Below are 15,371 nucleotides of genomic sequence, written 5' to 3' on the forward strand. Positions count from 1 at the left end.
AAGACACATAGGGCGGCTTTCCACAGCCGCCGAAGGCAAGGGGCAGGTATGGAAACCTGCCCTACGCTCGCAAGGGGTTGGTGGCGCAATGCCAAGACACGTAGGGCGGCTTTCCATAGCCGCCAAAGGCAGGGGGCAGTATGGGAACCTGCCCTACGCTCCTTTGAAACCGCGCCTTCCGCGCTGCCGAGTTGCCAATTCCACCCCGCGCGGGTATAATGCCCTCGCTCGTGCGCGGAGAGGTGCGAGAGTGGACGAATCGGCGCGATTGGAAATCGCGTGAGGAGCAATCCTCCGTGGGTTCGAATCCCACCCTCTCCGCCTTTTCATTTCATTTGACATTCCCGACGCCATCGGGTAACATGAACCTGGGTCGTGCTAAACGGGGAGCTAGCGGTGCCCTGTACCCGCAATCCGCTACAGCGGGGTTGAATGCCCTTTTGCGGCCTGCGATTTCCTGGGACTGCTTCGGTCAAGCGGCGTTGAAGGCTGGGTCCTGTGCGGCAGAAACCTCCGAACCCCGCCAGGTCCGGGAGGAAGCAACGGTAAGGAGTGCCTTCTGGGCGACACAGGGTCGCCTGGCCGGAGTTGGCTGATCGGGCAAGCCGGGGGATGCAGGTCAAGGAAGGGTGCACGACCCTTCGTTTATGGCCGGGACACGGCCAAGGGATCTCACAGGAGGATGATGTACCCTCTATCCTGCGACCAGGCAATGAGGCAGGATGCCACAAAATCAGCGCGTGGGCTGGGGCATGCGGCGCGGGCGGTTGCCCTCGCGATGCTCGTCATCCTGTTGGTGGCGTTCGGATGGCGCGCCTACGCGCAGACGGCCACGCCGATCGCGCTGTGGGTGGACGGGCAGTTCCACCCCGTTACTACGCACGCGGCCACGGTGGGCGCGCTTCTGGAACAGCAGGGGGTTCGCCTTTCGGCTGCCGACGCCGTGTGGCCGAGCCTGGAAACCCCGCTGACCCCGCATATGGCCATTACGGTGCATCGGGCGCGCACGATTACCATTCGCGCGGACGGCCACGTCTTCACCGTCCGGACGCGCGCGGCCACTCCGTCGCAAATCCTGGAAGAGGCCGGCATCCACGTGGGCGACCGCGACCTGATCCTGGTGGACGGGCAGGCCGCAGCCCTGCCGTCCGGCTTGGAGGCGAACCCGCGCGCGGCATCCAGCCGAGGCGGCCGCGACATCGGCCAGCGGGCCACGCTGACGGTGGAAGTTCGCCGCGCCATCCCCCTGACCGTGAGCGACGGCGGCGTAACGGCGCAAATCCTCACCACCGCGCCCACCGTAGGCGAGGCGCTCGCGGCCGCCGGGGTGAGCCTGCTGGAAGGCGATGCGGTCTTCCCCGAAGCCGACACGCCTGTCGCGCCCGGATTGGTCCTCTACATCCGCCGCGCCATCCCCGTGGAGATAGAGGTGGACTCGCGCCTGGTCTCGGCCCGCGTTCAGGGCGCGACCGTCGGCGACGCGCTGGCCCAGGCGGGAATCGTCCTGGTCGGCATGGACTACACCGACCCGCCCGCCGACACGCCCCTGCACACAGGGATGCGAATCCAGGTGGTCAGGTTGCGCCAGACGTTCACCATTGAGCAGGAGCCCATCGGCTACTCGGTCGTGTGGCAGCCGGACCCGACGCTGGAGATTGACCAGCGGCGGCTGCTCCGGCCCGGCGAAGACGGCCTGCGCAAGCGCCGCGTGCGCACCGTTGTCCGCGATGGCGTGGAGGTGCAGCGCGACGTCATGGACGAATGGGTGGCGCTGGAACCGAAGGACCAGGTCTTCGCCTACGGCACCAAGATCGTCATCCGCGAGTTGGAGACCCCCTACGGCACGATCCAATACTGGCGCAAGTTGCGCGTGCTGGCCACGTCGTACACGGCGGCCACGTCGGGCAAGACGCGAGACCACCCCGAATATGGAATCACGCGCGTGGGCTGGCGGGCCAGGAAGGGCATCATCGCCGTGGACCCGACCGTCGTCAACTTGAAGACCAAGATGTACGTCCCGGGCTACGGCATCGGCGACGTGGGCGACACCGGCGGCGCCATCAAGGGCCTGCGCATTGACCTGTGCTACGATGAGGATAACCTGGTGTTGTGGAAGAAGTGGGTGGACGTTTACCTGTTGGCCCCGCCGCCCCCGCCCGACCAGATTCGGTATGTCCTGCCGGACTGGCCGGTAGAGTCCAGGTAGGCGCGCCATGTCCCGGCTGCAGGGCATCCTGGACGAAGGCCCTGTGCGCCCGAAGAAGAGCCTGGGTCAGAACTTCCTCGCCGACCCCGTGTACCTGCGCAAGATCGTGGAAGCGGCAGACCTGTCACCCGACGACGTGGTGCTGGAAATCGGGCCGGGGACGGGCAACCTAACCGAGCACTTGCTGGCCCATGCGGGGCACGTCGTCGCCGTGGAACTGGACCCCCGCATGGTACGCCTGCTAGAAGAGCGTTTCGCGGGCCATCCGCGACTGTCGCTGGTACACGCCGACATCCTGGCCACCGACATCGGGCAACTTCTCCGCCCGCACCTGGCGCGCTCCCTCCCGTACAAGGTCGTCGCCAACCTGCCCTACTACATCACCTCGGCGGTGCTCCGCCTGCTGTTGGAGGCGGACGTGCGCCCCTCGCTGGCCGTGCTGACGGTGCAGTGGGAAGTGGCGCAGCGAATCTGCGCGCGGCCAGGCGCCATGAGCCTGCTGGCCGTGGCGGTGCAGTGGTACGCGGCCTCGCGCATCGTAACCCGCATCCCGGCAGGAGCCTTCACCCCCGCGCCCAAGGTGGATTCGGCCATCCTGCGGCTGGAAACGCGACCCTCGCCCGTGGCCCCCGTGGCCGACGAGGCGCTGCTGTTCCGCGTGGCAAGGGCGGGCTTCTCGCAGCGGCGCAAGCAACTGCGCAACGCCTTGAGCGCGGGGCTGGGCATCCCGCCGGAGCAGGCCGAAGCCGCGCTCAAGGCCGCGGGCGTGGATCCGAAGCGGCGCGCCGAAACGCTGCGCCTGGAGGAGTGGGCTGCGCTGGCCAACGTCTTCGCCGCTGGTGGCGGGCACCCGGTTATCCACGAATAGCGCGAATCTACACGAATAGAGCCAAACAATTCGTGTCCACTCGTAGTATTCGTGGATTGCACATTCGCCCAGATTCGCGTCCGTTCGCGGTTCAGGAATTGCCCTGCTGTGGTGAACGGCTACTTCGCGTCGGCGGGTGGGGGAACGGGCCGCGCAACGACCACGACGCGATGGGTGTTGCTGGTGTAGGGCCAGCAGGTTACCAGGGTCAGCCGCTCGTCGGGAAAGTATCCGATGAGTTCCGCATTCTTCCGCTGCTGCTCATCCGAGGCGTACTTTTCGGGCAGAATCTGCTTGCTCTCCACCCGGTAGTAGTAGGCCCGGCCATCGGCGTACAGGATGACGAGGTCTCCCGGGTTCACGTTCACCAGATACCGGAACACCTTGCCCCGCACGTTGTGGTGGCCCGATAGGACCGTATTCCCGACGTTGCCCGGATAGGCCGAGCCGATGTGGAATCCCGCCGCGTAGTCGGCTACCTCCCACTCGGTTGTCGTCTGCCCGTCGCGCTCCACCACTTTCCAGCCGACCTCCACCACGGGCGCGTCCAGGTTGATGGCGGGGATGACGATGCGGGTCGGGGGCGATGTGGCCGGCGCGGGCATCGCCACCGCAGGCGTGCTGCGGGCTATCGTGGGCAGGGCCACCGTTGCGGGCGCGCCCGCGACGGGCGATTCGGTCGGCGGGGGCGTCGGGGTGAGCGTGGGCGGCGCGACCGTCGGGAATGGCGTGGGCTGCACCGCTGCGGGCAACCCCGCGTCGTCTTGGCCCCGCCGCGCCCACAGGACCGCGAACGCGACGATGAGAACCACGCCCAGCACCATCAGCGCCTCGGCGATGTGGAAGCGGCGCAACACGCCCGCCTTGCGCGCAGGGCTTTCCCCGCGCTCCGGGCCAGCCGAGACTGGATGGACTTCCGAGATTTCCGGCTCTACCACAACGACATTCCTCTGGCAAACGGTAACAGGTTTATGCGCGTAACTCCGACAACGTTTGGAGCACGCAACCCGCGAGGTGCCTTTCGCGTTTCTCGCGAGATTTCGTGTCCTCTGCAACGCTCATTCGCCGAGACTTTCCCCCTGCGCCTGCACGCGGCAGCGGTCAATGGCCGCCCCCAGCGGCGTCAGGCTCACGCGGAACGCCCCCTGCTCGCCCGGGCCGAGGACCGGTGGGTCGGTGGGCACTTCGCGAACCGCGACGGGGCGGCCCTCGGCGTCGTAGCACGTTACGACGGCGAAGGGCCTGGCGATGGCCGCGCCTTCGTTGCGCACCGTCCCCGCCACCTCAACCGACCCGTTGCGGACGGTCCGCAACTCATGAGAAGGCACGCCGAAATCCAGGTACAGGTGACCCAGGTGCTGGAGCACGTCCGCGCTCACGACGGCGACGCGGTAGTTCGCGAAAGTCGGCGCATGGGGAAACAGGACCGCAAAGGCCGCCGCCTCGCCCGCGGGAAGGACCTCCAGCAAGGTGGCCGCCTGCTCCTGGGCAACCACGCCTCCCGCGCCGTCCAGCAGGGTTACCTCCACCGCCACGCGTTCCACCGCCTGGGGCAGCGGATTCACTACCTCGCCGAGGACGCAGAAGCCCCCGGCAGGCAGAGCGTGCACGCTCAGCCGCTCCACGCGCACGGACACAGGCGTGGGCGTCGGCAGCGCCTGCGCCGTCCCCTGCTCGGGCGGCGGGATGAGCAACTCTTGGCCGATTTGCAGCCGCCTTGGATCCACGATGCCGTTGGCCGTTTGCAACACGGTGGCCGAGACGCCGAACTGCCTCGCGATACCGATGAGCGTGTCGCCCTTCTGCACCACGTAGATGACGGGCGTCGGCGTGGGCGCGGGCGTGCGCGTCGGAAGCCAAACCGGCTGCGGCGGGCGGGGGGTGCCGGTGGGCGTGGGCGGCGCCGGCGAAGGCGTGATGGCAGCCGCCGACGGGGCCGGCGTGTCCGTCGGGAGCGTCCACACATGCCCGCATGCCGCAAGGAGCACGAGCGCCAGGCACAGGGCCACGGTAAGGGCGCGTCGCATTGCGTCCCTACCCCTGCGGTACGGCTCCGTTCTGGCCCCAGGCGTGCTGAACATCGCGGCGTGCTTCCTCATAGTCCCTATTATACCGCGGTCGCGCCAAAATCCGAATTCGCTTATTGCCAAATGGACACTTGTGCGCTATAATGGATCTGCAATCGTAACCCGTCTTTTCCTGTCGCGACCACGGATAGGCGGTATAGATGAGCGCTTCGGGGGAAAGGTGAGGCCGACCTCCACGGGCAAATGCCACAGGTCGGCCTTTGTCATGGAGCGTTGAACACATCCCGAGTTTCTCGGCACGATATCCTAAACCATAAGGAGCAGGGAGATGCAACTGATCATCACGGGCAAGAACGTGGAGGTTACGGACTGGCTACGGTCATACGTGGAGAAGAAGATCGGCAAACTGGATCGGTACCTTCCCACCATTGACGAGGCGCGTGTGGAATTGGCCGTGGAGAAGACCAAGAGCGCCCAGGACCGCCAGGTTGTGCAGGTAACGGTGCGCAGCAGCGGCACGATCCTCCGCGTGGAGGAGAAATCCGCCGATATGTTCGCCTCCATTGACGCCGCGGTGGACAAGATGCACCGCCAGATCGCGCGGTACAAGGGCAAGCAGCGTCGCCGCGGCCGCCCAAGCCCCGGGGAGATGCCCCCGGTCCCCGTGAGCGAAGCGGAGGAGGAAGAACCCCACATCGTCCGCACCAAGCGGTTCCGCGTGGACCGCATGGACGAGACCGAAGCCATTGAGCAGATGGAACTCCTGGGGCACGACTTCTTCATCTTTATGAACGTGAACACCGACCGCCTGAGCGTGGTTTACCGTCGGCATGACGGCGACTACGGCCTGCTGGAGCCGGAGGTCGTCTAGGGCCGCCTGCCGCACGGGCGCGCAACCCTCACAAACACCGATCCAATGTGCGGGACGGGGCTAGGGCAGACGCTCTAGCCCCGCCGAATTTGGAGGGGCCGAATGTCGGCGCATGTGGAACTGATCCTCATGGTGGGCGGAGACGAGACGACGCCCGAAGAGCAGATGATGGCGGAAGCCTGGCGCGCCGCCACGCTGGACTGGCTGGACCGCGCCGCCCGCGTGGGGAGCATCGGGCGGATGCTGGTGGCCGCCAATTCGGCGCGTTTCGCGGCGAGGATTCGCGCCTCGCACCCCGACGCCGAAGTGGCCCTGGACAGCGGAGCCTTCCACTTCGGGCGGCGCCTGCGCGACCTGGTAACGGCGCACCGCCTGGCGCGGCCCTTCTACGCGGGAGGCGGCAGCGGCATATTCCTCACAGAGGACGACCTTCGCTGGATTTCGGACACCGTGGCGCAGGGCGAGAATCGGCTTGTGGCCAACAATTTCTACTCCTCGGACCTCGTCGCCTTCACGCCAGGCGAGGCCATCGGCCGCATTGAGCCTCCCGACACCGACAACGACCTGGCGTGGCGACTGGCGCGACAGGCCGGCCTGGAGGCGCTGGCCCTCCCGCCGAGCGTCGCAAGCCTGTTTGACCTGGACACGCCCGTGGACCTGATGATCTGCCAGGCGCATCCCGCTTGCCCCCCGCGCCTGCGCGCGTATCTGGACGGCGTCGGGCTGGACCTGTCTCCCATCCGGCGCGCGCTGGAGGTCCTGCGGAAGCCCGGCGCTCGCGTCCTGCTGGCGGGGAGGGTAGGGGCGGCCGCGCGCGCCTACCTGGAAGCGCACACCCCGTGCACGGTGGCCGTCCTGGCCGAGGAGCGCGGGATGAGGGCCAGCGGCCGCATGGACAGGGGCGAAGTGCGGACGGTCCTGGGGTATCTCCTGGGCGAGCGCGGCCCCGAAGGGCTGTTCCAGGCCCTGGCAGAAGTGGCCGACCTGGTCCTGCTGGACAGCCGCGTGCTCCTGTCGCACCTGGGCAAGTGGCCGACCAACGCGGACCGGTACCGCTCGGACCTGCTCCGCCCGGACGACATCGCCGACCCCGCGCTGAAGGCGATCACCCAGGCCGCCGCCGCTGCGCCCGTCCCCGTCCTGCTCGGCGGGCACTCGCTCGTCTCCGGAGGGCTGTACGCGCTGGTGGACATCGCGCAGGGCGCCCCGGAGCCGCAAGCCCGGCAATAAAACGACCCGCCTCTGTGGGCGGGTCGTTCGGACATCTTGCGGAAAGCCTCGGCGACTCACCAGCCTTCAACGAACTTGCGCCATTCCTCGTATTCGTCCAGGTAGTGGCGAAACAGGTACAGGCTGTTGGCGCGCGGCTCAAACGCGGGCCGCAGAAGCCGCATTTGGGCCTCTTGGGGCGTCCGCCCGCCCTTGCGCCGATTGCACGCGGGACACGCCGACACCAGGTTGTCCCAAGTGGGCGTGCCGCCCCTGTGGCGGGGAATCACATGGTCCACCGTGAGGTGCTTGGATGGCTGCCCACAGTACTGGCACGTGTAGTTGTCGCGCCGGAAGATTTCCTTCTTACTGAGGCGCACGCGCGGATAGGGACGCATCACGGTCCGATGGAGCCGAATGACCGACGGGCGGGGCAGCAAGCGCGAGGGCGTTCGCACGTACCCGCGGCCATTCTCCACGACTTCCGCCTTGCCCAGGTAGAGCAGGGTCATGGCCCGGCGCGTGCTGCATACGTGCAACGGTTGGAAATTGTGGTTCAGCACTAGGACGGGGGTATGCACTGTTCTCCTCCCCCTCGGCACGATGAACGCCTAGGTCAATGTCGCTGCGTATTCTAGCACGGTTTGCGAAGGACTACAAAATGGGGCGAGAGGCCGCGCACGGGCTGGCCCGGCGTAGCCTATCCTTCGGGCGCGGGCGCTTCGGGGCAACTGAACACGTACCCGATGCCGCGCACCGTGCGGATGTACTCGGGGCGGCAGGGGTCCGCCTCCAACTTCTTCCGCAGCCAGCGGATGTGCACGTAGATGGTGCGGATGTAGCCCATGTACGTCGTATCCCACACGGCCTCCAGAATCTGCTTCTTGGACAGAACCTCGCGGGGGCGGGTCATGAAGAACTCCAGGAGGCGGAACTCCTTGGGGGTCAGCGGGCATCGCTCCTCGCCTTTCCACACGCACTGGTTCTCGTAGTCCAGCGTCAGGTCGCCCACGTGAATGGGTCTGGGTTTCTGTTGCGAGAGCAGTCGCCGCACATGGTACAAGATTCGGCGGGTTGTGGTCGGACGATCCAGCACGCGCTGATTCTCCGCCGCCGGCACTTGGACGCCCTCGGGCGGCACGAACACCAACGGCGTGGAGCCGATGGCGCGCCGCAGCGAGTTGCCAAAGGATTGGGGAGATGTGGTGTGGCCGTTCAGGCTGAGGACAACCAGGGCGTAGCCTTGCCCCTTTGCCAGGCGTACCGCCTTGCGGCTGGGCGGAGCCATCTGCACGTGAAAACCCGCGCGCCGCAAAGAAGCCTGGATTCGCTCCGCTTCCAAGAGGTCGTCGTCAATCAGAAGGATTTTGGTTTCCATAGGCAATGTCCGGAATTTGCCTGGCCGCTATGACAATTTTGCTCGGCCCGTGAGCGAAAAAAGCCCCCGTGCCGGCAGTCGCTTCTCAAGATCCCTGGTGGCAATGGAGGCGAAAGATGTGAGTCCCCTGTGCGTGCACACCTATTATAACGCATTTGCGCGCGGTTAGCAATATGCCACCGACGACTTTCGGAGAGAATTCACGCACATGTCAGACAAACCGCGTTTGACCCGCCCCGCCGAAAGGGCTATAATCGCACCACCACCCTATGCTGAGAAGGGATGCTTGATGACGGACGCAACCCGTTTGACCATGGTTGTCATACCGACCTACAACGAGGCCGACAACCTGCCCACCCTTGTGGCCGAACTGTTTGCCCAGCCGGTGCAGGATCTGCAGATTCTAGTCGTGGACGACGCCTCGCCGGACGGCACGGGCGAGGTGGCCGACGCCCTGGCCGCCAAATACCCGGGCCGCCTGCACGTCATCCACCGCCCCGGCAAGATGGGGCTAGGCACGGCCTACGTTACGGGCTTCCGCTACGCCATGGCCCACGGCGCCGACTACATCATCCAGATGGATGCCGACTTTTCCCACTCGCCGAACTACATACCCGTATTCCTGGAGAAGATGCCAGAGTACGATGTCGTGGTCGGCTCCCGCTATGTGGAGGGCGGGCGGCTGGACGAGCAATGGGGCCTGGGCCGCTACCTGTTGAGTTGGTTCGCCAACAGCGTGTACACGCGGCTGATCCTGGGCGTCAAGACGCGCGACGCCACGGCGGGGTTCAAGTGCTGGCGGCGCGAGGCGTTGGAGCGCATAGACCTGGACCGCGTGCACTCCGGCGGGTACATCTTCCAGGTGGAGATGGCCTACCTGAGCGAGAAGTTAGGGTTGAGAGTACTGGAGATTCCCATTTTCTTTGAGGATCGGCGTATCGGCAGGTCCAAGATGACCATTCCCGTGAAACTAGAGGCCGCATGGCGCGTGTTTGAGATTCGCTGGCGGTATCGGCGGCTCCGAGGGGGCGGGTGAGCGGCGTCAAGGTTGGTTTCGGCGCAGGGCTTCGGTTCTTCCAGACTCCTCGCGGGCGCAGGTGGCTCCCTGTGCTGGGATTCGCGCTGCTCCCGCTGATCTTCTTCTGGCCCGTCATCTTCGGGGGCAAGACCCTGCTGCCGGCGGACAACCTGTTCGCCTTTGAGCCGTGGCGTACCTTCGCGGCGTCGCTCGGCGTTCGCTTCCCCCACAACGAACTGCTGAGCGACCTCATCCTGGAGAACTACGTCTGGAAGCAGTTCATCCTCCAGTCGCTCCACCAGCGGCAGATTCCTCTGTGGAACCCCTACCTGTTCGCGGGGGTTCCCTTCCTGGCGGCGGGGCAGCATTCGGCCATGTATCCCCTGAGCCTCGTGTACTACGTGCTGCCGCTGCCCCTGGCCTACGGCGTGTTCACGTACATCCATTTCGTGCTGGCGGGGTTGTTTACGCACCTATTCGTGCGGACGTTGGGGGCCAGCCGCGCGGGGGCGTTTGTGGCAGGGGTTACGTTCACCTTCAGCGCCTTCATGGTGGTGAGCGTGGACTTCCCCATGATCGTCGCCGCGGTTACGTGGCTGCCCTTCCTGCTGTGGGTGGCCGAGAAACTGCTGCGCCTGGCCGAGGCGTCGGCCAGCCACTGGAGGGCCGCGCTGTGGGTGCTCGTGGGGGCCGCCGGCCTGGGCATGCAGATTTTGGCGGGCCACGTGGAGATCATGGTGTACGTGGCCATCATCCTGGCCTACTACGCGGCGGGGCGGCTCGTCGCCATGGGGTTGCGGCACCAGCGGGCCTTCTGGCCCATGGCGGGGCGGGCGGTGGCCTGGCTGGCGGCGCTGGGGGTGCTGGGCATCGGCCTGGGCGCGGTGCAGTGGGTTCCCCTGTACGAACTGGTCCGCCAGAACTTCCGTCAGGGGGCCGCGAGTTACCAGCAGGTCGTCGGCTGGGCCTATCCCTGGCGGCAGATCATCACCTTCTTCGTCCCCGACTTCTTCGGCAACCCCAGCCACCACCAGTACTTTGACCTGTTCCGGTGGCAGGTTGTGCCCGTTACCACCAACGCCCTGGGCGAACCCATCACTGAAATCGCGTGGACAAAGGGGCTGCCCACGTGGAAGAACTACGTGGAGGCGGGAAGTTACGTCGGCATCCTGCCGCTGCTGCTGGCCGTGATCGCCGTCATCCGCAGGCGCGGCGCCGCCGTGTGGATTTTCGCGTCGCTGGCCGTCGTGTCGGTGCTGATGGCGTTCGGCACGCCGCTGTACGCGCTGTTCTTCTACCTGGTCCCCGGCGCCAACCAGTTGCATTCGCCGTTCCGCTGGGTCTTCGCCTACACGCTCAGCGTGGCAGTGCTGGCGGGCCTTGGGGTTACGGCGCTCTCCCGCTGGGCGGCCGATTCCGAGCGCGTGAACCGCGCGACCCGATGGCTGGCCGGTTTCGCGGCGGCGGTCGGGGCGCTGGGACTTGGCGCGCTCCTGCTGTCCCGCGCGATGGGCGGGTTCACGCTCCGCCTGGCCGACCGCTTCGTCCAGACGCAGGGGCTGGCGCAGCGCGCCTTCGCCGACGGCGCCATGCTGTACTCGTATCAGTTCCGCAACTTCTTCCTGTTCGGCCTGTTCCTGCTCCTGTCGGGCCTGGTAGTGCGGTGGGCGGCGCGGGCGCGCGGGCACGGGTGGAAAATCGCCGCCGCAGCCGTCGTCGCCCTGGACCTGTTCGTGGTGGGCATCGGGTTCAACCCCCGAACCGACCCCGCGCTGCTGGAGTTCAAGCCGCCGGTGGTGGACTTCCTCCAGCGCGACCAGGGCCTGTGGCGGTTCACCACGTTTATCGCGCCCGGCGAAAAGCCCTTCAACGCCAATTCGGGCATGATCTTCGGCTTCCAGGACATTCGGGGCTACGACTCCATCATCCCCAAGCAGTACGTAGAATACATGGGGTGGATTGAGGCGCAGGACGAACTGCTGTACAACCGCATCGCGCCGCTGTCGGAATTGAACTCGCTGGACTCGCCGCTGCTACACCTGTTGAACGTGAAGTACGTCATCGCGACGCAGGAGATTGACCGCCCAGGCTACCGACTTGTGTACAGCGGCGAGGTGCGGGTGTACGAGAACCAGAACGCCATGCCGCGCGCCTTCGCGCTGCCGGCCACCGCCGCCGTCGTCGTGCCCCGCGAGAAGGTGGGCGACGCGCTGAAGCAGTACGACCCGCGCATGTACGTTGTCCTGGAAGAGGAGCATGGGTTCCGCGCCCAGGCCGCCGCGCAGCCTGCCCAGTACGCGCCGGTGGCCGTGGAATCCTACGCGGGCAACGAGGTGTTTCTGAAGGCCAGCCTGGCCCAACCCAGCCTGGTGGTGCTCGCCGACAGTTACTTCCCGGGATGGAAGGCGTATGCCAGGGCCGAGGGCGACGCCGACGAGCGCGAACTGGCCCTCTACCGCGCCGACGGCAACTTCCGCGCCGTGTACCTGGAGCCGGGCACGTACACCATCCGCTTCAAGTACACGCCCATGTCGTTCAAGTTGGGGCTGTATGCGTCGTTCCTGGCGGCCATGTCCATGGTGCTGCTGGCGGTGTTCGCCGTGTGGCGGCGCTTCTACCGCGCCGACGCGGGCGACTCGGCGGTGAAGCGCGTGGCGAAGAACTCGCTGGTGCTGATGGGGATGTCGCTGCTGAACCGCTTCATTGACCTGGTGTTCGCCATGCTCATGTTGCGCATCCTGGCCCCGGTGGGCGCGGGGCGCTACCAGACGGCCGTCAACCTCATCGGGTACTTTGAGATCCTCGTCCTGTTCGGCCTGGGGACGCTCCTGACCCGCGAGGCGTCCAAGAAGCCCGAAGAGCAGCGCCGCTACCTGGGCAACACCCTCGTGCTACGGCTGCTGTTGTGGGCGGTGTCCTTGCCCATCCTGGCGGGCATCCTGGTGCTTTCGGCGCGGGTCGGCAACATGGCCATGGAGACCGTGTGGGCGGTGCTGCTGTTCAGCATCGGGCTGATCTTCAGCAGTTTCGCCGAGGCCATCTCGTCGGTGTTCTACGCCCACGAGCAGATGGAGTACCCCGCGGCCATCTCGTCGGTTACGACGATTCTGCGGGTGATGTTGGGGGCGCTGGTGCTGCTGCTGGGCTGGGGAGTGGTGGGGCTGGCGGGCGTGTCGGTGGTGGTCAACGTGATTACGCTGCTCATCCTGGGCATCCTGGCGGCGCGGTTCTACTTCCGCCCGCGCCTGGAGTTTGAGCCAAGTTTCGGCTACCGCCTCCTGTCCGACTCGTACCCGCTGATGATCAACCACCTGCTGGCCACTATCTTCTTCCGCATTGACATTCAGTTCCTCCAGCAGTATCGGGGCGACGCGGAGGTGGGATACTACTCGGCCGCCCACCGCTGGATTGACGCGCTGCAAATCGTGCCGTCGTACTTCACGCTGGCCATCTTCCCGCTCATGTCGCGCTACGCTGAATCGGCACGGGAGTCGCTGGTGCGCGCCTACATCCTGTCGCTGCGCCTGCTCCTGATGTTCATCTTGCCCGTTACCGTCATCACGCTGTTCATCTCCCGCGAACTCATCGCCGTGCTGGGCGGGAGCCGCTACCTGCCCCAATCCATGATCGCGCTGCAACTGCTGATTCTCTCGCGGCCCTTCGGGTTCATCAACGCCGTTACCCAGTACGTGCTCATCGCCATTGACCAGCAGCGATTCCTGACCAAAGCGTTCCTCATCGGGATGACCTTCAACGTGGTGATGAACTTCCTGTTCGTGCCGAGGTACGGATACCAGGCCGCGGCGGCGATCCTCATCTTCTCGGAGATCGCGCTCCTGCTGCCGTTCTACTACGCCGTGCGCAAGCACCTGACGCGCGTGCCGTGGGTGGGCATCACGTGGCAGCCGCTGGTGGCGTCGCTGGCGTGCGCGGGAATCCTGTGGGCGATGCGCCCCGTGAGCCTGCTGCTGGGGCTGCTGCTGGCGATCGTCGCGTATCCGGTCGTCCTGTGGCTTGTCGGCGGGTTCCGCGGGAAAGACCTGGACGTGGTGTTGGCCGCCATTCCAATGGGGCGATTGCGAAGCCTGCTGCGCGGAAAGGCTCCCGCCGCAGAGATCGCCGAGGGGGAGAGTACTCCTTGATGCTCTGTGATCTCTGTTGGGATCGTTTTCTCACACAGAGGCACAAAGACACGAAGAGATAAAGGCACAGAAAACAATCCCTTTGTGCTCCTGTGTCTCTGTGTGGAAGTTTCGTAGGGCGGCTTTCCATAGCCGCCGGAGGCAGGAGGCAGGTGTGGAAACCTGCCCTACGCTCGTAAAAGATTCTCACCGTGGAGACCGGCGAGAACGCGGAGATTTCAGGGTAACTCTCTGCGGTCTCCGCGTGCTCGGCGGTAAAATGGTATTGGCGGGCCACATGGGAGCGATGACATGAAACCGTTGCGCGGGACGGACTTGAAGCGGTTTCACCGCCAGGTGCGGCGGGAGTTGCCCATCGCCCACAGCATCGTCGCCATCCTGCAAAGCGTGGAGTATCCCGTCAATGTCGGTTCCATCTTCCGCATCGCCGACGCCGCCGCGCTGGATGAACTCATCCTCACCGGCATCACGCCGACGCCCGACAACCCCACGGTGGCCAAGGTGGGCCGCGGCAAGCACGCCCGCGTCCCGTGGCGCTACGTGCCCGACGCCGCCGATGCCATCCGCCAGGTCAAGGACGACGGGTATCGCGTCTACGCGCTGGAACTCACCGCCGACGCCGCCCCGTACCATGCCGTGGACTGGCCCGACAAGGTGTGCCTGGTGGTGGGCCACGAGGATCACGGCGTAACGAAGGCCACGCTGGCGCTATGCGACGAGGCCGTGTTCATCCCCATGTGGGGCAAGGGTGCGTCGCTCAACGTCCACGTGGCGCTGGCGATTGTGGTGTACCACATCCGCCAGAAGACAGACTCACCCCCGTCCGCTGGCCGTTGACGACCGGCAGTTCAGGGTCTATAATACGATTGCAGGCATGTGTGGGCAAGGATGGGTCAGAAAGCACAGATGAAAGAAAGACGCATCAGCAAAGTTTACAGGAAAGTGCGTATTTCCGAGCAACCAACCGATTTCGCCTATTGGCAGACCCTATCGTACCAAGCGAGACTCGCTGCCCTAGAAGAAATCCGCCGCGAATACCACAGGTGGAAGCACGGTGCTGAACCAAGACTTCAAAGAGTTTATCATATCGTTAAACGACAACCTCGTTAGGTACCTGGTCATCGGTGGGTATGCGGTCGCCATCCATGGCTATCCCCGGTACACCAAGGACATAGACATTTGGATAGAGCCGACTCCCGAAAACGCAGCCAGGATCGTGAAGGCTTTGGAACAGTTCGGATTTGGCTCATTGGGACTGAAGGCCGAGGACTTCCTCGTCCCGGATCAGGTCATTCAGCTCGGGTACCCACCGAATCGGATAGACTTGCTCACAACGGCGTTGGGCGTGGAGTTTGGCACCTGCTACGCTTCGCGTGTGGAGGTTGAAGTAGACGGCGTTATCGTGAACTTCATAGACCTGGAAAACCTGAAGAAGAACAAGAAGGCCGTGGGACGATTGCAGGATTTGGCAGATTTGGAGAACCTGCAGTGAACCGGGGTGTGTTCCTGGGAGTGCTCGCCTGAAATTCACATGTACCGCAAAGGATGACCGTGTGATACCACCGTGGGGCAAGGGCGCGTCGCTGAATGTGCGCGTCGCGCTGGGGATTGTGGCGTATCACATGCGGGGGCTGGGGCAGGAACGCCCCGCG

12 protein-coding genes, 1 tRNA gene and 1 other RNA gene are annotated in these 15,371 nt (G+C 65.3%); 10 read left to right on the forward strand and 4 right to left on the reverse strand.

The genetic code is table 11. From position 1 onward, the window contains the following. Nucleotides 1-236 precede the first annotated feature (236 nt). The 4 genes from H5T65_04490 (at nt 237) to rsmA (ending at nt 3,074) form a co-directional block, all read left to right on the forward strand. Nucleotides 237-321, forward strand: a tRNA-Ser gene (locus H5T65_04490). A gap of 52 nt (nt 322-373) precedes the next feature. Continuing rightward, nucleotides 374-637: signal recognition particle sRNA large type (gene ffs, locus H5T65_04495), an RNA gene on the forward strand. 75 nt (nt 638-712) lie between these two features. Then, on the forward strand, nt 713-2,206 hold the full coding sequence (locus H5T65_04500) for a DUF348 domain-containing protein (GenBank protein ID MBC7258483.1): 1,494 nt from the start codon (nt 713-715) through the stop codon (nt 2,204-2,206). A 7-nt stretch (nt 2,207-2,213) separates the two neighbouring features. After that, entirely contained in the window at nt 2,214-3,074 is an 861-nt protein-coding gene (gene rsmA, locus H5T65_04505) for a 16S rRNA (adenine(1518)-N(6)/adenine(1519)-N(6))-dimethyltransferase RsmA (protein ID MBC7258484.1), read from the forward strand. Between the two features lie 119 nt (nt 3,075-3,193). Here rsmA and H5T65_04510 read toward each other — a convergent pair whose 3' ends face one another. Together H5T65_04510 and H5T65_04515 are read right to left on the reverse strand one after the other, a co-directional pair. Next, complete coding sequence (locus H5T65_04510; protein MBC7258485.1) at nt 3,194-4,012, reverse strand: sortase; 819 nt, start codon at nt 4,010-4,012, stop codon at nt 3,194-3,196. Between the two features lie 120 nt (nt 4,013-4,132). Continuing rightward, the gene (locus tag H5T65_04515; protein MBC7258486.1) at nt 4,133-5,101 is read right to left on the reverse strand and encodes a LysM peptidoglycan-binding domain-containing protein; all 969 of its coding nucleotides are present in this window, start codon (nt 5,099-5,101) and stop codon (nt 4,133-4,135) included. A gap of 328 nt (nt 5,102-5,429) precedes the next feature. Between H5T65_04515 and raiA the strand changes: the two genes are divergently transcribed. Further along, entirely contained in the window at nt 5,430-5,972 is a 543-nt protein-coding gene (gene raiA, locus H5T65_04520; GenBank protein ID MBC7258487.1) for a ribosome-associated translation inhibitor RaiA, read from the forward strand. Between the two features lie 102 nt (nt 5,973-6,074). Beyond that, nucleotides 6,075-7,202: a hypothetical protein gene (locus H5T65_04525; GenBank protein ID MBC7258488.1), complete on the forward strand. Its 1,128-nt coding sequence runs from the start codon at nt 6,075-6,077 to the stop codon at nt 7,200-7,202. Nucleotides 7,203-7,258: 56 nt separating this feature from the next. Here the strand turns inward: H5T65_04525 and H5T65_04530 are convergent, their stop codons facing one another. After that, nucleotides 7,259-7,762 carry an HNH endonuclease gene (locus tag H5T65_04530; GenBank protein ID MBC7258489.1) on the reverse strand — a complete coding sequence of 168 codons (504 nt, stop codon included), beginning with the start codon at nt 7,760-7,762 and terminating at the stop codon, nt 7,259-7,261. A 119-nt stretch (nt 7,763-7,881) separates the two neighbouring features. Next, nucleotides 7,882-8,559 (reverse strand): response regulator transcription factor, encoded by a 678-nt coding sequence (locus H5T65_04535; GenBank protein MBC7258490.1) that lies wholly within the window; start codon nt 8,557-8,559, stop codon nt 7,882-7,884. A 289-nt stretch (nt 8,560-8,848) separates the two neighbouring features. Here H5T65_04535 and H5T65_04540 point away from each other — a divergent pair, with 289 nt between their 5' ends. The 4 genes from H5T65_04540 (at nt 8,849) to H5T65_04555 (ending at nt 15,211) form a co-directional block, all read left to right on the forward strand. Continuing rightward, a complete protein-coding gene (locus tag H5T65_04540) occupies nt 8,849-9,595 on the forward strand; it encodes a polyprenol monophosphomannose synthase (protein MBC7258491.1) in 747 nt (248 codons plus the stop codon). Beyond that, on the forward strand, nt 9,592-13,719 hold the full coding sequence (locus H5T65_04545; protein MBC7258492.1) for an oligosaccharide flippase family protein: 4,128 nt from the start codon (nt 9,592-9,594) through the stop codon (nt 13,717-13,719). The genes H5T65_04540 and H5T65_04545 overlap by 4 nt, the downstream gene beginning before the upstream one ends. Before the next feature lie 291 nt (nt 13,720-14,010). Beyond that, nucleotides 14,011-14,556 (forward strand): RNA methyltransferase, encoded by a 546-nt coding sequence (locus H5T65_04550; GenBank protein MBC7258493.1) that lies wholly within the window; start codon nt 14,011-14,013, stop codon nt 14,554-14,556. Nucleotides 14,557-14,773: 217 nt separating this feature from the next. Further along, nucleotides 14,774-15,211 carry a hypothetical protein gene (locus H5T65_04555; GenBank protein MBC7258494.1) on the forward strand — a complete coding sequence of 146 codons (438 nt, stop codon included), beginning with the start codon at nt 14,774-14,776 and terminating at the stop codon, nt 15,209-15,211. The last annotated feature ends 160 nt before the right edge of the window (nt 15,212-15,371 follow it).

The sequence above is a fragment of the Chloroflexota bacterium genome (assembly GCA_014360805.1).
In the GTDB taxonomy this organism is placed as follows: Bacteria; Chloroflexota; Anaerolineae; order DTLA01; family DTLA01; genus DTLA01.